This is a genomic window from Amycolatopsis sp. NPDC114484, assembly GCF_055633755.1.
Map to the genome: position 1 here is coordinate 195,246 of NZ_JBVKDQ010000010.1, position 18,033 is coordinate 213,278.

19 protein-coding genes are annotated in these 18,033 nt (G+C 69.3%); 13 read left to right on the forward strand and 6 right to left on the reverse strand.

The genetic code is table 11. The features are described 5' to 3' along the window. Positions 1-75 precede the first annotated feature (75 nt). Genes tsaB through tsaD form a run of 3 tightly spaced genes read left to right on the forward strand, consistent with a single transcriptional unit; the run spans position 76 to position 2,266 of the window. Positions 76-741, forward strand: a complete 666-nt coding sequence (gene tsaB / locus ACZ7SW_RS24825) for a tRNA (adenosine(37)-N6)-threonylcarbamoyltransferase complex dimerization subunit type 1 TsaB (protein WP_470232752.1) — start codon at positions 76-78, stop codon at positions 739-741. Further along, positions 738-1,220: a ribosomal protein S18-alanine N-acetyltransferase gene (gene rimI / locus ACZ7SW_RS24830; protein WP_470232753.1), complete on the forward strand. Its 483-nt coding sequence runs from the start codon at positions 738-740 to the stop codon at positions 1,218-1,220. The genes tsaB and rimI overlap by 4 nt, the downstream gene beginning before the upstream one ends. Next, positions 1,220-2,266: a tRNA (adenosine(37)-N6)-threonylcarbamoyltransferase complex transferase subunit TsaD gene (gene tsaD, locus ACZ7SW_RS24835; RefSeq protein WP_470232754.1), complete on the forward strand. Its 1,047-nt coding sequence runs from the start codon at positions 1,220-1,222 to the stop codon at positions 2,264-2,266. Before rimI ends, tsaD begins: the two co-directional genes overlap by 1 nt. Here the strand turns inward: tsaD and wecB are convergent. The 3 genes from wecB to ACZ7SW_RS24850 form a co-directional block, all read right to left on the reverse strand. After that, complete coding sequence (gene wecB, locus ACZ7SW_RS24840) at positions 2,247-3,410, reverse strand: non-hydrolyzing UDP-N-acetylglucosamine 2-epimerase (protein WP_470232860.1); 1,164 nt, start codon at positions 3,408-3,410, stop codon at positions 2,247-2,249. The two genes, tsaD and wecB, sit on opposite strands and share 20 nt — an antisense overlap. Before the next feature lie 69 nt (positions 3,411-3,479). Continuing rightward, complete coding sequence (locus ACZ7SW_RS24845) at positions 3,480-3,659, reverse strand: LPXTG cell wall anchor domain-containing protein (RefSeq protein ID WP_344270349.1); 180 nt, start codon at positions 3,657-3,659, stop codon at positions 3,480-3,482. A gap of 20 nt (positions 3,660-3,679) precedes the next feature. Then, complete coding sequence (locus ACZ7SW_RS24850) at positions 3,680-4,447, reverse strand: choice-of-anchor P family protein (protein WP_470232755.1); 768 nt, start codon at positions 4,445-4,447, stop codon at positions 3,680-3,682. Between the two features lie 377 nt (positions 4,448-4,824). On the opposite strand from ACZ7SW_RS24850, the gene xrtP reads away from it, so the two are divergent. Together xrtP and ACZ7SW_RS24860 are read left to right on the forward strand one after the other, a co-directional pair. Further along, positions 4,825-5,331 (forward strand): exosortase P, encoded by a 507-nt coding sequence (xrtP, locus tag ACZ7SW_RS24855; RefSeq protein WP_470232861.1) that lies wholly within the window; start codon positions 4,825-4,827, stop codon positions 5,329-5,331. A gap of 53 nt (positions 5,332-5,384) precedes the next feature. Then, complete coding sequence (locus tag ACZ7SW_RS24860; protein ID WP_470232862.1) at positions 5,385-6,713, forward strand: glycosyltransferase family 2 protein; 1,329 nt, start codon at positions 5,385-5,387, stop codon at positions 6,711-6,713. Positions 6,714-6,759: 46 nt separating this feature from the next. Here ACZ7SW_RS24860 and ACZ7SW_RS24865 read toward each other — a convergent pair whose 3' ends face one another. Further along, a complete protein-coding gene (locus ACZ7SW_RS24865) occupies positions 6,760-8,682 on the reverse strand; it encodes an N-acetylmuramoyl-L-alanine amidase (RefSeq protein WP_470232756.1) in 1,923 nt (640 codons plus the stop codon). 379 nt (positions 8,683-9,061) lie between these two features. On the opposite strand from ACZ7SW_RS24865, the gene groES reads away from it, so the two are divergent. Next, a complete protein-coding gene (groES, locus tag ACZ7SW_RS24870) occupies positions 9,062-9,355 on the forward strand; it encodes a co-chaperone GroES (protein ID WP_009072407.1) in 294 nt (97 codons plus the stop codon). Positions 9,356-9,453: 98 nt separating this feature from the next. Continuing rightward, positions 9,454-11,070 carry a chaperonin GroEL gene (gene groL, locus ACZ7SW_RS24875; protein ID WP_470232757.1) on the forward strand — a complete coding sequence of 539 codons (1,617 nt, stop codon included), beginning with the start codon at positions 9,454-9,456 and terminating at the stop codon, positions 11,068-11,070. 117 nt (positions 11,071-11,187) lie between these two features. Here the strand turns inward: groL and ACZ7SW_RS24880 are convergent, their stop codons facing one another. Further along, positions 11,188-11,928: an SDR family NAD(P)-dependent oxidoreductase gene (locus ACZ7SW_RS24880; protein ID WP_470232758.1), complete on the reverse strand. Its 741-nt coding sequence runs from the start codon at positions 11,926-11,928 to the stop codon at positions 11,188-11,190. A 94-nt stretch (positions 11,929-12,022) separates the two neighbouring features. On the opposite strand from ACZ7SW_RS24880, the gene ACZ7SW_RS24885 reads away from it, so the two are divergent. Continuing rightward, positions 12,023-12,682 (forward strand): TetR/AcrR family transcriptional regulator, encoded by a 660-nt coding sequence (locus ACZ7SW_RS24885; RefSeq protein WP_470232759.1) that lies wholly within the window; start codon positions 12,023-12,025, stop codon positions 12,680-12,682. 6 nt (positions 12,683-12,688) lie between these two features. Here the strand turns inward: ACZ7SW_RS24885 and ACZ7SW_RS24890 are convergent, their stop codons facing one another. Then, entirely contained in the window at positions 12,689-12,991 is a 303-nt protein-coding gene (locus tag ACZ7SW_RS24890) for a WhiB family transcriptional regulator (protein WP_037716465.1), read from the reverse strand. A 247-nt stretch (positions 12,992-13,238) separates the two neighbouring features. Between ACZ7SW_RS24890 and ACZ7SW_RS24895 the strand changes: the two genes are divergently transcribed. The 5 genes from ACZ7SW_RS24895 to ACZ7SW_RS24915 all read left to right on the forward strand — a co-directional run bounded on the left by ACZ7SW_RS24895 (position 13,239) and on the right by ACZ7SW_RS24915 (position 18,015). Further along, a complete protein-coding gene (locus ACZ7SW_RS24895) occupies positions 13,239-14,138 on the forward strand; it encodes a MerR family transcriptional regulator (protein ID WP_470232760.1) in 900 nt (299 codons plus the stop codon). A gap of 930 nt (positions 14,139-15,068) precedes the next feature. Continuing rightward, positions 15,069-15,449: a hypothetical protein gene (locus tag ACZ7SW_RS24900; RefSeq protein ID WP_470232761.1), complete on the forward strand. Its 381-nt coding sequence runs from the start codon at positions 15,069-15,071 to the stop codon at positions 15,447-15,449. Positions 15,450-15,580: 131 nt separating this feature from the next. Continuing rightward, positions 15,581-16,177, forward strand: a complete 597-nt coding sequence (locus ACZ7SW_RS24905; RefSeq protein WP_020662719.1) for a response regulator transcription factor — start codon at positions 15,581-15,583, stop codon at positions 16,175-16,177. Between the two features lie 323 nt (positions 16,178-16,500). Continuing rightward, the gene (locus tag ACZ7SW_RS24910; RefSeq protein ID WP_101435961.1) at positions 16,501-17,073 is read left to right on the forward strand and encodes a sigma-70 family RNA polymerase sigma factor; all 573 of its coding nucleotides are present in this window, start codon (positions 16,501-16,503) and stop codon (positions 17,071-17,073) included. Beyond that, the gene (locus ACZ7SW_RS24915; RefSeq protein ID WP_470232762.1) at positions 17,074-18,015 is read left to right on the forward strand and encodes an anti-sigma-D factor RsdA; all 942 of its coding nucleotides are present in this window, start codon (positions 17,074-17,076) and stop codon (positions 18,013-18,015) included. Positions 18,016-18,033: the final 18 nt, after the last annotated feature.

Genomic DNA, 18,033 nt, shown 5'->3' on the forward strand with positions numbered 1-18,033 from the left:
CGTCACGGAGCGTGTCTTCCTGGACCTCAAACCCGCTCCCGGGTCCCCTTCGGACCAGAGCTATCCTGGGAAATCGTGCTGGTATTGGCGATCGACACGGCTACTCCGGCGGTGACGGCGGGCATCGTTGCCGTCGACGAGGCTGAGCTCGTCACTCGGGCGGACCGCGTCACGGTGGATCCTCGGGCGCACGGCGAGCTGATCACCCCGCATGCCCTCGCGGCTGCGGAAGAGGCCGGGGTCACGCTCCGCGAGCTCGACGCGATCGTGTGCGGCGTCGGGCCTGGGCCCTTCACGGGACTGCGGGCTGGCATGGCCACGGCGGCTGCGTACGCGCACGCGCTCGGCATTCCGGCGTACCCGGTGTGCAGCCTCGACGCGATCGCTGCTGACGTGGTGCGCACGGAGAAGCCGGTTCTCGTCTTCACGGACGCGCGGCGCCGCGAGGTCTACTGGGCTGCGTACGACGCTTCGGGCGCGCGCACAGACGGTCCCCACGTACAGCGGCCCGCGGAGGTCGACACTGACATTCGCGTCGCGGCGGGGGACGGGGCGTTGCAGTACGCGGCGGCGGTGGGCGTGGTGCCGATCGAGCCGCGGTTTCCGTCGCCGGCTGGGTTGGTGCGCGTCGCGCGTACGGCGCTTCTGGAGCGCGCGGAGCCGGAGCCGCTGACGCCGCTGTATCTGCGTCGTCCGGACGCTGTTGAGCCCACGGCGCGCAAGAGGGTGACCGCGCTGTGAAGCTTGACCAGTTGCGCCGCGCTGACGTCGCGAGGTGTGCGGAGATCGAGAAGATCCTCTTTCCCGGCGACGATCCCTGGAGTGCGCGCGCGTTTCATTCCGAGCTTGACCAGGGGCATTACTACTTGGCCGCGCGGTCGGACGACGAGAAGACGCTGCTCGGCTACGCGGGCCTCGCGGTGGTCGGGCGACGCGGTGACTACGAAGCGAGCGTGCACACGATCGGCGTCGTGCCGGAAGCGCAGGGGCAGGGAATCGGCAAGGCGCTGCTGCGTGCGTTGCTGACGCGCGCCGACGAGCTGCACGCGGCGGTCTTCCTCGAAGTGCGCACGGACAACGACCCCGCCGTGAAGCTGTATGAGGCGCACGGTTTTCAAACACTTGGCATTCGGAAGCGCTACTACCAGCCTTCCGGTGCCGACGCGTTCACCATGGCCCGCCCCGCGCAGGCCCCGGCACGAGACGAGGTGGCCGGCTGATGGCGCGCGTCATCATGGGCATCGAAAGCTCCTGCGACGAAACCGGAGTCGGCCTCGTCCGGCTGCACGACGACGGCACGGTGGAGCTGCTCGCCGACGAGGTCGCGTCCAGTGTGGACCAGCACGCCCGCTTCGGCGGGGTCGTGCCCGAGGTCGCCAGCCGCGCGCATCTCGAAGCGATGGTGCCGACGGCGGAGCGGGCCTTCGCCACGGCCGGGTTGAAACTGTCCGATGTGGACGCGATCGCGGTGACGGCCGGGCCGGGTCTCGCTGGGGCGTTGCTGGTGGGGGTTTCGGCCGCGAAAGCCTATGCGACCGCGCTGGATGTGCCGCTGTACGGCGTGAATCACCTCGCCGGGCACATCGCGGTGGACACATTGCAGCACGGCCCGTTGCCGAAGCCGGTGTTGGCGTTGCTGGTTTCCGGCGGCCACACGCAACTGTTGCGAGTGGACGACATCGCGTCGAGCATCACCGAACTTGGGTCCACTGTGGACGACGCGGCGGGCGAGGCGTACGACAAGGTCGCGCGCGTGCTGGAGCTGCCGTATCCGGGCGGGCCGCCGATTGACAAGGCGGCCAAGCAGGGCAACCCGAAGGCCATCGCGTTCCCGCGCGGGATGACCGGTCCGCGCGACGCGAAGTTCGACTTTTCCTTCTCTGGCTTGAAAACGGCCGTGGCGCGCTGGGTGGAGAACGCCGAGCGGGCTGGCGACGAGGTGCCGGTGAACGACGTCGCGGCGTCCTTTCAGGAGGCGGTCGCGGACGTCCTCACCTCGAAGGCGATCCGTGCCGCGCGTGAACAGAACATCGGCACGTTGGTGATTTCCGGTGGGGTGGCAGCGAATTCGCGGCTTTCGGAGCTGGCGGCGGAGCGCTGCGCGGAGGCGGGTATCGAGCTGCGCGTGCCGCGACCGCGGTTGTGCACGGACAACGGTGCGATGATCGCGGCGTTGGGCGCGCATGTGGTGGCGGCGGGCCGGGCCGTGGCTCCGTTGGACTTCTCGGCGAACCCGGGCCTGCCGGTCAACATTGTGTCCCTTTAGGACTCACCAGAGCGGCGGAGTCAACGGGCACGCCCAGCAAAGCCTCGATCGCCAAAGCTGACCGTGCCGCAGCGGAGCCGTTTCCGTACGGATTCGCTGACGCGGCAGCGCTAATCTCCCCGCGAAGGATGCGCGCTGCAGTGTCGGTGATCAGCTCCGTATCGGTGCCGACCAGCCAAGCGCAACCGGCTTCGACAGCCTCCGGCCGTTCCGTCGTGTCGCGCAGCACCAGCACGGGCGTACCGAACGTCGGCGCTTCCTCTTGTATCCCACCGGAATCCGTCAGCACGAGCGACGCCAACCGCAGCGCGCGCACGAGATCGGGATACTCCAACGGCTCAGTGACGGTCACCCGCGCGACCCCGCCCAGCACTTCCTCGACCTGTTCCCGCACAGCCGGATTCGGATGCACCGGGAACAGCACCTGCACTCGCGGATGGGCATCGACGATCTGACGCACCGCAGTCAGCGTGCGCGTCAACGGCTCGCCCCACGACTCGCGTCGGTGCGACGTGACCAGCACCAGCTGCTCGCCCGCTTCGGCGATTCCCATCTCCAGCAAGGCAAGCGCCGGATCGCGAGCGGGCAAATCGCGCGCGGCCACCGCCAGTACGGCATCGACGACAGTGTTGCCAGTACGCGTGATTCGCTCCGACGGCACGCCCTCGGCCAGCAACGCCGCGCCCGCGGCCGCGGTCGGGACCAGGTGCAGGGCCGCGATCCGCGAGATCATCTGCCGCGTTCCCTCCTCGGGGAACGGCGACGCCAGGTCGTGCGTGCGCAGGCCGGCTTCGAGGTGCACCACCGGGATTCCGAGCCAGAACGCGGCGAGCGCGCCGGCCAGACCGGTGGTGGTGTCGCCTTGCACGACGACCGCCGACGGCTGGTACCGGCGCAGCGCGGCGTCGAGCGCGGGCAGCAGGCCGGACACCAGTTCCGCCTGCGTGCCGGACACCCGCGGCGGCACGTCGAGCCACGCGTCGATCGCCACCTCGAACGGGGCCAGCGCCTGTTCGACCATGCCCTGGTGCTGACCGCTGTGCACGACGAGCGGCCGCAGCCCGGGGCGGGCGTCCAGGGCCAGCGCGAGCGGCGCGAGCTTCACCGCCTCCGGGCGCGTCCCGGCCAGCAGCATCACGTCCAACGTTTTCACCCTTTCGAGTGTCCCGGAAATCCGGGCTGCCGGCGGGATCACGCCGGCAGCCCGGATTCTTCAGCCGTCCAGGCGGGAGAACCGCCGATTCCGGCGGCGGACGGCGATCAGCGCGGCGATCCCGAGAATCACCAGCGCGATGCCGACCGCGAGCCACCAGCCGACGTCGGCGCCGGTGGCGGCGAGGGTGCCCACCCCGCCACCGGCCACGCCGACCCCGGCGCCAGGCATCTTGTACATCGATCCATCACCTCACCGGGTCAGGCAGCCGAACGACGCCGGGTGAAGCGCAGGCCGACCGGCACCGCGACGGCGGCGAGCACGCCGAAGCCGATCCACATGCCTGCTCCCGAGGCGAGCGGCATCGGCGGAGCGGCCGGACCGCAGGTCGCCGACGACAGGATCACGTCGCCCGAACCGAGCGCGCCGAGCGCGTCGCCGCCGAGCAGCTTGAGGTGCAGGGCGTTGACGGTGAGGCTGCCGTCCTTGTTCTTGATCTGCTCGTTCAGGATCAGCGTCGCCACGTGCAGCGGGCCGACCTGGACCTTCAGTTCGGTGTTCGCCGCCGGGTTGGCGTCGACCTTGCCGAGGCTGCCGAGGTTCGCGCCGACCAGCGTGCTGCTGCCCTTGACGCCTTCCTGGGTCGCGGTGCAGACGGCCTCGACCGCCTTCACGCCGACATCGCCGGCGGCGGCCTTGAGCAGCGGCAGCCCGACGTCGGCGACGGACGCCTTCGCCGTGACCGCGCCGGAGTTGTCGTCGCGCACGGCGGACGTGTTGATCACGCCGGTGGTCAGCACGCCGGGAACGTTCGCGGAGACCGCGGTGCTTTCCGTCGGGCCGTTGGTGTTCGCGGCCGCGAGCGGGCCGAGGTGCACCGCGGGCTGGCCCAGCAGCGTGACGTTGACGTCGACGCCGTAGGCCGACCCGTCGCCGGGAGCGGCGCTGGCCGGAGCGGCTCCGGCCAGGGCGATGCTCGCCACGACAGCGGCGAGCAGGCCGCCTCGTCGCACGAGGTGTCTCTTCACTGGTCCTCCGATTTTTCTCAGGGCGAGCCGCTGCGCGGACTAAACCCGCTGAGCAAGAGTCGGCACGCGGATCGGTTATCGGTGGACGTTTCAGAAATGGCACAGCTTTTTCGCTGGATCACCACATCGGGTGATATAAATTCCGGTTTTTCCCAGGCCGGGTGAAGTATCACTCGAATGGCGTAGCAAGCTTGGGTAAGAATATGCCGAAAGCTGCTCGGGTATCCCCGGAAAGGGGCTGCCCGGCGAAGGGCGGGCACCGTCGCGGACACGACCGTGGCCGGACCCGCCCCGGTTCCGCTGGGTTTCTTCTCGAGAGGGTCGTCGTGACAGCAGTCAACGCGCCGGTGTCCGGCGCATCCCGGTTTACGCTGCGTATGGCGGTGTTCGGGGTGCTCGCCGCGGGGGTGGTGCTGGTGCTCGTGGAACGCGGGTACCGGGAACTGGAGGTGCGGCTGGCCGGTGCCATCCTCCGGGTCGTCACCTCATCGGGGGTCTATGTGGCCGGAAACCGGGAATCGGTCTACTTCGGGTTGTCTAGCGATACTCCATTCGGGTTGCGGATGACTCCGGAATGCTCGTCGGCTTTCCTTCTCCTGCCGTTGCTATTGGTTACCGCCGCACTTCTGTGGTTCCGGCCACAGAATGCCCGCAGGCTCTTTTTCTCGCTGGGAATTTCCGCGATCGCGGTGATACTGGTTAATCAGTTACGGATTCTCACCATCGTCGGGCTGGTCAACGGCCTCGGCACCGACGAGGGCTACTACTGGGGCCACACCCTGCTCGGCTCCCTGGTCAGCGTCATCGGCGGCGCGATCTCGCTGGTGCTGTTCGTCTGGCTGGCGACGCGGAAGACGAAGGCCGAGAAGCGGGCCGCGGCGTGAGCGGCTCCGGCCTGAAGGTCCTGCTGTCGATCACGCAGGCGTTCGCGCTCACCATGAGCGTCGCGTTCCTCGTGTACGTCGTGGTGATCGTCGTGCCGTACCTGCGCCGCAAGCCCGCTCCGGTCGGCGATCCGGACGACTTCTCCTGGCACTTCTTCGTCCCCTGCCGCGACGAGGAGGTGGTGATCCGCGAGACGGTGAAGTACCTGCGCGGCACCTTCCGCCGCGCGCACGTGTGGGTCGTGGACGACGACTCCGACGACCGCACCGCCCGCGTCGTGCGCTCGGTGTGGCGGCGCAACGGCGGCTACGACGCGAATCTGCACCTCGTCGCCCGCCAGCGCCCGGAAGCGCGTACTGGCAAGGGAGACGCGCTCAACGCCGCCTATCGCGAGCTCGACGACTGGCTCGGCCCCGACGCGGATCGGGACCGGGTGGTGGTCGTGGTGGTCGACGCGGACGGCCGCCCGGCGGCCAACTGTCTCGAAGTGTGCGCGGCGGACCACCTGTTCGGCGACGAGACCGTCGGCGCGGTCCAGCTCGACGTGCGGATGAGCAACTTCCGCAGCCGTCCGCCCGGCCGTACGTGGTTCTCCCGCGCGTTCGGGCTCAAGCTCGCCCAGTTGCAGGACTTGGAGTTCCGTACCGCGATCGCGGCGATCCAGACCTCCCGCGGCTTCACCGGCACGATCTCCATGGGCGGCAACGGACAGTTCACCCGACTGTCCGCATTGGACTCGATCGCCGGCGAGGAGCTGGCTCCGTGGCGCGGCTCGCTGCTGGAGGACTTCGAACTCGGCGTCCACCTGCTCACCGCGGGCTGGCGCACTGGGTTCACGCCGGATTCGCATGTGGCGCAAGAAGGTCTGTACAGCCTCCGCCGATTCCTGGTGCAGCGCACACGCTGGGGCCAAGGGACCATGCAATGCATGCGGTACCTGCGCCGGATCTGGGACTCTCCGCATGTGTCCACTTTGGGTGCCGCGGAGATGATGTACTACCTCGCGCAGCCGTGGATGCAGCTGCTCGGCTCGCTGCTGTACCCGGTGCCGTTCATCCTGCTTCTCGTGACCACCGCGGGCGATCCGGGCCAGGTGTGGACGTGGTTCGCCGGCGGCGCCTGGATCCTGTTCGCGATCTACGGTTCGTTCGGGCTGCTGCCGTTCGTCGTGTGGGGCCCGATCTATCAGATGAAATGCTTGCGCAGCAAGAACATCTTCCGCGGCATCGGCATGGGCCTGTTGTACGCGGCCTACATCTACACCTTCTACATCACGTCCTGGCGCGCGCTGTTCCGGCTGGTGCGCGGGCGCAACGGCTGGGCCAAGACTCGGCGCAACACCGAGGCGAGCGCTGGCGTGAAGGTGGCCCTGGACGCGTGAATTGCCCGGGCCGGAAGCTTCCCCGGCCCGGGCATTCAGCGAGCGGTCAGGACGCTGGTTCGAGATCGACGTCGTCGCGGCTGACGTACGCCACGCGGTGGCCGAGCTGGATTTCCACGTACCTTGCCTTGCCCTTCACGACTTTGTTGGTCGCGACGTCGAAGGACGCCGAGTAGTACTCCGAGCCGGTCAGTCCGCCGACCGAGTACTTCTGGCCCGCGCCGAGCTGATACGGCAACGGCTTGAGCTCCTGCACCGGAATGTCCTTCGGGTACGCCCCGGCCTCCGGGTACGCGCTCCCGTAGACCGGCACGGTCGCCTTGCCCTCCTTGGGAGTCGCGACGAATCCGTCGGCCGGATACGCGGTGGGCGCGGCGCCCGGGTTGCGGAACCAGCCCTTCTGGCCGAGGTACCAGATCGCGGTCCAGTCGTCGCGGGTGTCCGCGACGGCGTACTTCTGGCCGGTGGCCGCGCGGCTGCCGATGTCCGCGACGTCCATTGTGGACGGATTAGGTCCGTGCATGCCCACATCGGACAGCAGCGGCGCGGATTCGCTCGGCTCGGTGTGCAGCACGACAGATCCCGAACTCCGCTCCGGGCAAGGGTTTCCGGACCCGATCTTGTCGCAGCCGGTGAACACCGGCCGGTTGGCGGAGTACTCCGGCGCGATCGTCACCAGGTCGGAATCCGGCGCGCCGTCGTGCTTCAGCGGCGAGCCGAGCAGGTCGAAGTAGTGCGCCCAGTCCCAGTACGGGCCTGGATCCCAGTGCATGCTCTTGATCTTGTCCGCGTTCGGGCCTGGCACATTGTCGTGGCCGAGGATGTGCGCGCGGTCCGGCGGAACGCCGAAGCGGTGTGCGAGGTAGCGCACGAGCTTCGCGGACTGGCGGTACATCGCCTCGGTGAACCAGGTTCCCTGCGCGGCGAAGCCCTCGTGCTCGACGCCGAGGGACTTCGCGTTCAGGTACCAGTTCCCGGCATGCCATCCGACGTCCTTGGTCGGCACGTGCTGGGCGACCTGGCCGTCCGAGGAGCGGACCGTGTAGTGCCACGCGGTCTGGCCAGGAGTCTGGGCCTGGTTCATCACCGAGTCCCAGGTGCCCTCGGTGTCGTGGATGACGATGTAGTCGATCTTCTGGTCGCGCGGTCGGTCGGCCTTGTCGTAGTTGCCGTAGCTGTCGCCGATCTTCTGGAACGGCGCGGGCACCGACTCGCAGGACATCGACCGCGGGCACTCGGTGGCCGGCGGCTTCCCGGCGCGCAGCCCGAGGCGCTCCGCCTGGGCGCGATCCGGGGTGACGTCGGACGTCGCGGCAAGCTTGACGGCTTGGCCGTCGTCGGTCGTACGCGCGATGCCGCTGCTGATGGTGGCGAAGACCTCGTCGGCGAAGGTGCGCGCACCGGTGACGTCTTCGGAACCGCTGTAACGCGCGACGGCTCCGTACCAGTCCTTCGCGTTGTCGCTCTTGACGCCTAGCTCTCGCTGGTACTCCGCCAACAGTGCCGCTCCGCCGCGAATGTTCGCTTCGGCGTCGGTACGGAGCTTCGCGGCGTCGGTGTGCAGCAGTTCGGCGGCCTTGTCGATGGTCTGGCTGCCGGACGGGGGAGTCGGGGGCTTGAGCGCCTTCAGCCGGAGAGTCGGGCGCGAGTCGTCTCCGCGGGGGTCTTCGTCGGGGTTGTCGAATTCGCTGGTGCGCAGGCCGGTGGTGCGGACGTCGGTGAGGTGCATCGGTCCGTAACCGGCGGCGGTGCTGGGAGCGCCGGAGTGGGTGTCCCAGCGGGATTCCAGGTAGGAGACGCCGAGCAGGACGTCGAGCGGGACGCCGAATTCGGAGGCGGCGTCGGCGAAGGTGCGTTGGCGGGCCTCGTTGGCTGGCTGGGCGGAGGCCGGGACGGTGACCGCGATCGCGGCGAGTGCCAGCGACCCGGTCGTCGCGGCGGCCAGGCGCCACGGGAGTGAGCGGGGCATAGGGGCTCCAGGAGTGAGATGCCTGTCTGTGCGGATCCAACCAGTAGCGAGGGGACCTGGTGGGGTTTGTCCGCCGGATGGGGGCCGATCGGGCACGCGGCGGTGCCCAGGGGGCCTGGGACGGGAGACAAGGCGCGGTGAGCAGCGGATTGGCGCGCCGGGACGGGGTGCGGAATCCGCCTGGAACAAAGCCGCCGGTCAGCGGCTTCCGTCCGCGGTCGCGGCTCGTGAGCGGACCCTCCTTGCGAAGCTGGCACTCCCATGGCTAGAGTGCTAAATGAACGGCCCGGACACGCCCCGGCACCCGCGACGGCGGGGGTGGTATGAGCCGTAACCAGTCATCATGCCGACGCTTTCGACGACCGTGGAGGTCAACCCGGTGAGCGTGAACATCAAGCCGCTCGAGGACAAGATCGTTGTCCAGACGAGCGAGGCCGAGGAGACGACCGCTTCCGGCCTCGTCATCCCCGACACCGCCAAGGAGAAGCCCCAGGAGGGCAAGGTTCTGGCCGTGGGCCCGGGCCGCATCGACGACAAGGGCAACCGCGTTCCGCTGGACGTGGCTGTCGGCGACGTCGTCATCTACTCCAAGTACGGCGGCACCGAGGTCAAGTACAACGGCGAGGACTACCTGATCCTCTCCGCCCGCGACGTGCTGGCCGTCATCAACTGACGCGTCACTCGCAGCGCAAGGACGCCCCGGGCCCCGCTCATGCCGGGGTGCGGGGCGTTTTGCGTCGCACGACAACCGAAAGGTAAGCGGAAAGCGTTATGCCCAAGCAGATCAGTTTCGACGAGGACGCTCGTCGCGCGCTCGAGCGCGGGGTGAACAAGCTCGCCGACGCGGTCAAGGTCACCCTCGGCCCGCGCGGTCGCCACGTCGTCCTCGACAAGAAGTTCGGCGGCCCGACGATCACCCTCGACGGCGTCACCGTCGCTCGCGAGATCGAGCTCGACGACCCGTTCGAGAACCTCGGCGCGCAGCTCGCCAAGAGCGTCGCCACCAAGACCAACGACGTCGCGGGCGACGGGACCACCACCGCCACGGTGCTGGCCCAGTCGCTGGTCAAGCACGGCCTGCGCAACGTCGCCGCCGGCGCCAACCCGACCGCGGTCGGCAAGGGCATCGAGGCGGCCGCGGAGAAGGTCGTCGAGGTCCTCAAGGCCAAGGCCACCCCGGTCAAGGGCCGCGACAACATCGCCCAGGTCGGCACCGTCACCTCGCGTGACGCGGCGATCGGCCAGCTGCTCGGCGAGGCCGTCGAGCGCGTGGGCGAGGACGGCGTCATCACCATCGAGGAGTCGTCGACCCTGGCGACCGAGCTGGTGATCACCGAGGGCGTCCAGTTCGACAAGGGCTTCCTGTCGGCGCACTTCGCGACCAACCCGGAGGACCAGAAGGCGATCCTCGAGGACGCCTACATCCTGCTGAGCCGCGAGAAGATCTCGTCGCTGGCCGACCTGCTCCCGGTGCTGGAGAAGGTCGTCGAGGCGAAGAAGCCGCTGCTGATCATCGCCGAGGACGTCGACGGCGAGGCGCTGTCCACCCTCGTGGTGAACTCGCTGCGCAAGACGATCACCGCGGTCGCGGTCAAGGCCCCGTTCTTCGGCGACCGCCGCAAGGCGTTCCTGGACGACCTCGCGGTCGTCACCGGCGGCGAGGTCATCTCCGCGGAGATCGGCCGCAAGCTGTCCGAGGTCGACCTCGGCTCGCTGGGCAAGGCCCGCCGGGTCGTCGTCACCAAGGACGACACGACGATCGTCGACGGCGGCGGCACCAAGGACGCCATCGCCGGGCGGACCGCGCAGATCCGCAAGGAGATCGAGACCACCGACTCCGACTGGGACCGCGAAAAGCTGCAGGAGCGGCTCGCGAAGCTCGGCGGCGGCGTGGCCGTGATCAAGGTCGGCGCGGCCACCGAGACCGAGCTGAACGAGCGCAAGCACCGCATCGAGGACGCCGTGGCTTCGACCAAGGCGGCCGTCGAAGAGGGCATCCTGCCCGGCGGCGGCTCGGCGCTGGTGCACGCGGTCAAGGAACTCGAGGGCGACCTCGGCCTGACCGGTGACGAGGCCACCGGTGTGCGCATCGTCCGCGACGCGCTCACCGCCCCGCTGTTCTGGATCGCGACGAACGCGGGCCACGAGGGCGCGGTCATCGTGAACAAGGTCCAGGAGCAGAGCTGGGGCCAGGGCTTCAACGCGGCCACCGGCGAACTGACCGACCTGATCGCGGGCGGCATCGTCGACCCGGTCAAGGTCACCCGCTCGGCCGTCGCGAACGCGGCGTCCATCGCCCGGCTGGTGCTCACCACGGAAAGCTCCGTGGTCGAGAAGCCGGTCGAGGAGGAGCCGGACGGCGGACACGGGCACGGACACTCGCACTGACGTAGTTTCGGCTGCGCTTGCGTTTTGGCGGGGCGGTACTTCCTTTGGGGAGTGCCGCCCCGCTTTTGTTGCGGTGCTGGGGAAAGCCGCGGCGCTGGGGCCGCGGCTTTCCGTTGATCAGGCGGTGAATCCGCCGTCCACCGTGATCGACGTCCCCGTCAGATACCGGCCGTCCGGACCCGCCAGGTACGCCACCGCCGCCGCGACATCCGCCGGATTTCCGTAGTGCCCCAACGCGATGTGCGCCAATTGGTCCCCGGAATGCGGCCCGTCCGCCGGGTTCATCTCCGTGTCCGTCGAGCCCGGGTGGACCACCATCGCGGTGATTCCGCGCGGTCCCAGGTCTCGCGCCAGGCCCTTGGTCATCCCGATCACCGCCGACTTGCTAGCCGCGTACAGGCTCATTCCGACGAACGGCATGCGTTCGGCCAGATCGCTGCCGATCGACACGATCCGGCCGCCCCGGGTCATGTGCCGCACTGCTGCCCTGGCCGCCACCAGCGGAGCCTTCACGTGGATCGCCAGCGTGTGGTCGATCGCCTCTGTCGTCAGTTCGTCGATCGGTGCCACCTGGAACACCCCGGCGTTGTTCACCAGCACGTCCAGTCCGCCCAGTTCGGCCGCGGTCCGGTCGACCGCACTGGTCACGGCGTCCGCGTCCGCGGCGTCTGCCTGCAGGGCGAGGCCGCGGCGGCCGAGTTTTTCGATGGACGCGACCACGTCCGCCGCCCGGTCCGCGGCGCGTTCGTAGGTGATCGCGACGTCCGCGCCGTCCTCGGCCAGCCGGAGCGCGATCGCCGCGCCGATCCCGCGGCTTCCGCCGGTGACCAGCGAGACCTTGCCGTCCAGGGCGCCCATGCCCCCACCTCTTTCTTTAGTGATGACTACATAAATAGCCGCGTACGATGGGCTGGGTCAAGATTTTTGTATCGCTCACTAAAGAAGGTGGTCCATGTCACCCCGCGGCCGCCCACGCGCGTTCGACCGCGAGTACGCGCTCACCCAGGCCATGTTGGTGTTCTGGGAGCGCGGTTACGACGGCGCTTCGCTGGCGGAGCTGACTGAGGCGATGGGGATCAAGCCGCCGAGTCTGTACGCGGCCTTCGGGGACAAGGAGTCACTGTTCCGCGAAGCGGTCGAGCACTACCAATCTGCGCACGGACGGCACACGATGCGCGCGTTGAACGAAGAGCCGACAGCCCGCGCGGCGGTCGAAGCGATGCTTCGCAACAACGCTTGCGCGTACGTGGAACCCGGCCACCCCAAGGGATGCATGGTCGTTCTCGCGGCAACCAATTGCACGCCAGCCAATGCTTCCGTGTGGGAGTTCCTCGCCGCTTCGCGCGACAATGTGCGACGCCAGCTCTGTGCGCGCCTTCGCCGCGGAGTGGAAGAAGGCGACCTCGCGGCCACTGTGGACACTGAGGCGCTCGGCGCGCTTTACGCGACTGTCTTTTATGGACTGACCATGCAGGCGCGGGACGGCGTCAGCCTCGACTCGCTGATGACCGTCATCGACCTCGCGCTCTCGATGTGGCCTGAAAACGGCGGAGGGGCGGCGTCGACGGTGTCCACGATGGACACTGTGGACCCCGCCCCTTCCGCGCCGTGAGGAAAGTCAGACGTGCGCCATGGTCAACGCGCGTTTGTCCTGTTTGATGATGTGGTCTCGTTCCGATTCGGACAGTCCGCCCCAGATGCCGTAGGGCTCGTGCACGGCGAGCGCGTGCTTGCGGCACATCTCCAGCACTGGGCACGACAGGCAGATCGCCTTGGCCCTGGCCTCGCGCCGTGCCCTCGCCGGTCCCCGCTCTCCGTCCGGGTGGAAGAAGGATCCGCTGTCCATCCCCCGGCACGACCCCTCCAGCTGCCAGTCCCACATGTCTGCGTTGGGGCCGGGGAGCCTGCGCGTGTCTGCCATCCTGACCGCCTCCGTCATCCGGTCGATGCCATTAGCTGCTCTGCTGTGGTGCCGATACTCCATTCGGTGCAACGGCGGTAACGTTAGAAGCGCGCCAATAGTTGTTCAATAGATCGGCGGCGATTCAGCCGTTAGGCATCCCCCAGATGTGTGAGCAGGGCTTTTGGCTCGGGTTGCCGGGACCGCGAGCGGGCTGGATATTGACCGGGTGGGATCCGGATCAGGCGATGGAGAACCCACCCTGCCGGTGGCCTCGGTCGCCCGCCGGCTCGGTGTCGCGCCGTCCACCCTGCGAACCTGGGATCGCCGCTACGGTCTCGGCCCCAGTCGCCACACCGACGGCAGACATCGCCGCTACGGCAGCTCTGACATCGGTCGTCTCGAACTTATGCAGCGCGCGCTCCTTCGCGGCGCTTCGACGGCGGAGGCCGCGCAGTACGCGTTAGAGCAGATGCCGCGCGCGGACTTCGTGCCAGCGCCTGCGGAGCCTGCCGAGGCAGCGGAAGCGAAGGCCGCTGACTTTGAAGTCCCTTCGCGACTCGCGCGTCGGCTGAGTACTGCGGCGTTGGCGATGGACGTCGGCGCGGTACAGCGAATGCTCGTGGACGCCATCGGCGAGCTAGGCGTGCTTCAGGCGTGGACCGGCGTGATTGACCCCGTTCTCACTGCGCTCGGTGCTCGGTGGCGAGGGGTGCACGCGGGTGCGGAAGTGGAGTACCTGCTTGCCGAGTGCGTGTACGCGGCTTTAGTGCGCGCGACGCCGGTCCTCGACGAGCCTCGAAACCAACGGCCGGTCCTTCTCGCGTGTGTGCCGGACGAACGGGACAACATGCCGGTGTACGCGCTCGCGGCCGCTCTCGCGGGACGGCGGATCGGCGCGCAGCTCTTCGGCATTGCGCTGCCGCAAGAAGTGCTGGCAGTAGCGGTACGGCGGAGCGCGCCTGCCGCGGTGGTGCTGTGGGCGAATCGAGCGAACGCTGACCCTCGGCTCTTCGCGCGCGTGTCGCGCGGACGGCAGCGGACGCGCCTGTTCGCCTGCGGCCCCGGCTGGGATCCGGCTCTGTTGCCGCCGAAAGTCGAGCTGCTGGCGGATCTTTCCGCCGCGGCCGATCGCGTGGAGCACGTTCTTGTCGGTGCTCCACGCTAGAAAGGTGAGGTGGACGAAGAAGCGCTGACGGCCCTCGCGTTCGGTTCGGACGCCGGGCCGACGGACTCGATACCTCGCGACGGCTCGCCAAGGCAACGCCTCCTGGCGGCGATCGTGCTGGGCGCCCGCGGCCAGTACGCGGCGGCCGCGACCTTGCTCGACCCGCTTCGACGCGGCCGGGATCCGCTGACGGCCTCGCTGGCGGCGAGCACGCTCGCGTCGCATCGGCGACAACTGGGCGGACACGCGGCGGCACGAAAGCTGGACGGGGAGGCGTTGCTGGCTGTCGGGCTGCGGGGAGCGGGGGAGCGTGGGGCTGGGTCGGCTGGCGGCTTGGGGGGACGCGCGGCTGGGCTAGCGGGCGGCGGTTCGGGGTCGGCTGGCGGCGGCACGGGGACGACTGGCGGCGGCTTGGGGGAACGCACGGCTGAGCTGGCGGGCGGTGCCGGGACGGCTGGTGGCGGCGCGGGGACGTTCGACGGCAGTCCAGGAACGGTTGGCGGCGGTTCGGACACAGCAGTCGGCGGCTTGTCAGCGGCTCGCTCAAGGTCGCTCGCTGCTGGCTCGGTCCGAGCTGGCACCGGAGCCGGGTCAGCTGCTGTGCGCACGGACTCGCGCGGGACTGCCGCTGACTCAGGCCAACCTGGCAGGGGAGCGGATTCGTCTGCCCCGCGATCAACTCCCACAGCCGCCGAGACGCGAACCCCAACCCCGCCCGCCACCGCGAGCCCCGGCGCGCCCGCTTCATCCATCAGCTCAAGCGGCCTCGAAGACCCCCACGGCCTAGACCTCCAAGGCGCGAGAGCCGACGCCCTCCTCGGCCTGGCCGCCGACAACCTCGCCCTCGGTCGCATCTCCGCCGCCCGTCGCCTGTCCGTCAGGGCCGCCCAAGCCGACCGTCGCTGGCGGGCGACCGTCCGGGGCGGCTGGGTGGGCGCCGAGATCGAACTCGCCGACGGTCGGCCCGAAGCAGCCGTCGCCCCGGCCCGCCTGGCCTACGAGACCGCCGTCGCTCGTCACGCTCAGCGACACGTCGTGAAGTCCGGCATCGTCCTCGGCGTCGCCCTCCTCGCCGCCGGACAACCAGGCGCGCGGGAACTCGTCCTCGCCGCCGTCGCCGACGGCGAAAAGTATGAACTCGATTCACTTAATTGGGTGGCCACCCGCGTCGCCGCTGACCTGGAACCCGACCGGGCCGAGGAGTATCGATTCAGGAGCCGTCAGGTGTTGCACGCAGTGTTACGGCACGCGGATCCTTGCGTGATGCGCATCGCACACGAATCGCCGTGGGTGCCCGTCGGACCCGGGTAGGCCTGCGGGAACGGGCGTTCCGGCATCCGGGCTAAGAAACTTCAAAAAAAGCCACCGGATCGTGTCAAGGTTCGGACTAAAGCGTCCGATAGGGGAAGTGGAATGTCACCCGGCTGCAGGAAGGAAACCCCGTGACGACGGTCTTGATCTGCGACGACCGACGCAGTGTCCGCGAAGGGCTCACCCGTGTGATGTCCGCGGTGCCTGGGGTCAGTCGCATCGACTGCGTAGCGCACGGTGACGAGCTGCTGGCCCGGTACACCCGTCAGCCGGTCGACGTCGTGCTGGTCGGGACGCAACGCGCGGTCCCGACAGGCGTCGAGGCAACCCGCCGGCTCGTCTCCGCGAACCCCCAGGCGAATGTCATCGTGTTCGGCGCCCCGGACGACGCGGGCAGCATCGCGGCCGCCATCGCCGGCGGAGCGCGCGGCTACCTGCGCTGGGACGCCTCGCGGCCCGAACTGGTCGCCGCGCTGGCGCACACCCTGGCCAGCACCTCGGTGCCCGCGCCGCGGCAGCCGTCCGACCCGGGCGTGCAGCTCACCGAGCGCGAGCTGCAAGTGCTTCGCGGCATGAGCCAGGGCAAGAGCAACGGCCAGATCGGCCGTGAGCTGTACCTCTCCGAGGACACGGTCAAGACGCACGCGCGGCGGTTGTTCCGCAAGCTCGGCGTCCGCGACCGCGCGCAGGCCGTCGCGCACGGCTTCCGCCGCGGTCTCGTGTCCTGACCGAGGCCGAGCAAGCCAGTACGGGACTTCCGATCCGATTCCCGCGGTGACGAACGGGCCAGGGCAGCCAAGCCCTGGCCCGTACCTGTTGTCCTGGCCCCTGCTCCGCGTCGTCGCCCGCGTCCCCACCGCGTGACGGCACTGCCCCACCCCGTCTGCCTGCGACAATCGCCGCCCGGCCGCGCCCGGCGCGCCGGTCACCACCTCTGGCGGTTGTCTGGTAGGACTCCGACGGTACGGTAGCTGTGACCGGCGCAGGACGGGGACGACCACGCGCCGGACTCTTTGCACGCCTACACGTAACGCTGGGACTGTTGTCTGCGATGGCCACTGTGGGGGATGGACTGGACGAGCCGGTCGCCGCTGCTGTCGAGGGAGACCCTCAGGCAGTGGAGCGGTTGCTGGCCGCCATTCGTCCCCTTGTGGTGCGGTATTGCCGTGCCAGGGTTGGCAGGCAGGAGCGTTCGTTCGCTTCGGCAGACGACGTCGCGCAGGAGGTGTGTCTCGCGGTGCTTACGGCATTGCCTTCTTACCGTGACCAGGGTCGCCCCTTTCTGGCGTTCGTCTACGGCATCGCCCAGCACAAGGTTGCCGACGCGCACCGCGCCGCGGCTCGCAACCGGGCGGAGCCGGTCGCCGAGATCCCCGACGAGATCGAGGTCGGCGTCGGCCCGGAGCAACGTGCACTGCAGGGTGAGCTGAACGAGCGGATGGCGCAGTTGCTGCAGGTGCTGCCGGACAAACAGCGGGAAATCGTTGTTCTGCGGGTCGTGGTCGGACTGTCGGCGGAGGAGACGGCGGAAGCCGTCGGTTCCACGCCGGGCGCCGTCCGCGTCGCCCAGCACCGGGCACTCGCCCGGCTGCGCAAGGTGCTTGCCGCCGAGGAGGTGATCTGAGTGACCGATCGCGAGGACCGGGACAGAGACCTGTCACCTTCCGCGCAGGCCAGCGGCCTGACCGGGTACGAAGCGGAAGCCGACGGCGACCTCACGGCCATCCAGGCCGACGACGCGCTGCTCGACGCGCTCGGCGGGACCGATCCGGCGGTCGCCGACGGGCTCGGGGACCAGGAACTGAACGCGCTGCTGCTCGCGTGGCGCCGCGACATCGACAGTGAGCCGCTCGCCGAGCTGGTCGACGTCGAAACCGCGGTCACCACGGTGAAGACCGCGACGCTGGCACGCAAGTACCAAAGCCGCGGCCGTCGCCGCCGCTATCTCGTGCCGGTGGCCGCCGCGTGCGCCGCCGCTGCCATCGCGTTCACCGGCACCGGTCTCGCCGCGCGCGACGCCCAGCCCGGCGACACGCTGTGGGGCCTCACAAAGGTGCTCTACGGCGACCACGCCCGCTCGGTCGAGGCCGCCGCCGCGGCGAAGCTCGACCTGGAGAAGGCGAACCTGGCGCTGGCCGACAACCGGCTCGCGGACGCCCGGCGCGCGCTCGCCGATGCTCAGGCCGCGCTCACCCAGGTCACCGACGCGGACAACCGCAACCAGCTCCTGCAGCAGCACCGCGAACTGGCCGCACAGCTCGGCCAGCCGACGGCCCCGCCCGCGGACCAGAAGTCGTCGACGCCGCCGGCCGTCCCGCCGGTGCACGACCCGGTCAGCAGCGCGGCGCAGCCGCCTGGCCAGTCGACGTCGCTGCCGGGAACCGGGGGCGGGCACACCAATCCGCCGCCGGTCACGTCGGTTACGCCGCTTCCGCCGGTGACGTCGCCGCCGAGTTCGCCGCCGCCGTCGCCGAGCGCCACCCCGAACGATCCGGGCACGGGCAGCAGCCCGCGCAACGAGTCGTCGCAAGGGGTACAGGCGCCGAACGGCACCAGCGGCTCATAGGTTCACGAAGGTCCCGGC

Excerpts from the sequence above, each read along its gene's own strand:
- tsaD (WP_470232754.1), top strand. The coding sequence starts at position 1,220 with ATGGCGCGCGTCATCATGGGCATCGAAAGCTCCTGCGACGAAACCGGA.
- ACZ7SW_RS24845 (WP_344270349.1), bottom strand. The coding sequence starts at position 3,659 with ATGTACAAGATGCCTGGCGCCGGGGTCGGCGTGGCCGGTGGCGGGGTG.
- xrtP (WP_470232861.1), top strand. The coding sequence starts at position 4,825 with ATGGCGGTGTTCGGGGTGCTCGCCGCGGGGGTGGTGCTGGTGCTCGTG.
- ACZ7SW_RS24860 (WP_470232862.1), top strand. The coding sequence starts at position 5,385 with ATGAGCGTCGCGTTCCTCGTGTACGTCGTGGTGATCGTCGTGCCGTAC.
- ACZ7SW_RS24865 (WP_470232756.1), bottom strand. The coding sequence starts at position 8,682 with ATGCCCCGCTCACTCCCGTGGCGCCTGGCCGCCGCGACGACCGGGTCG.
- groL (WP_470232757.1), top strand. The coding sequence starts at position 9,454 with ATGCCCAAGCAGATCAGTTTCGACGAGGACGCTCGTCGCGCGCTCGAG.
- ACZ7SW_RS24880 (WP_470232758.1), bottom strand. The coding sequence starts at position 11,928 with ATGGGCGCCCTGGACGGCAAGGTCTCGCTGGTCACCGGCGGAAGCCGC.
- ACZ7SW_RS24885 (WP_470232759.1), top strand. The coding sequence starts at position 12,023 with ATGTCACCCCGCGGCCGCCCACGCGCGTTCGACCGCGAGTACGCGCTC.
- ACZ7SW_RS24890 (WP_037716465.1), bottom strand. The coding sequence starts at position 12,991 with ATGGCAGACACGCGCAGGCTCCCCGGCCCCAACGCAGACATGTGGGAC.
- ACZ7SW_RS24910 (WP_101435961.1), top strand. The coding sequence starts at position 16,501 with ATGGCCACTGTGGGGGATGGACTGGACGAGCCGGTCGCCGCTGCTGTC.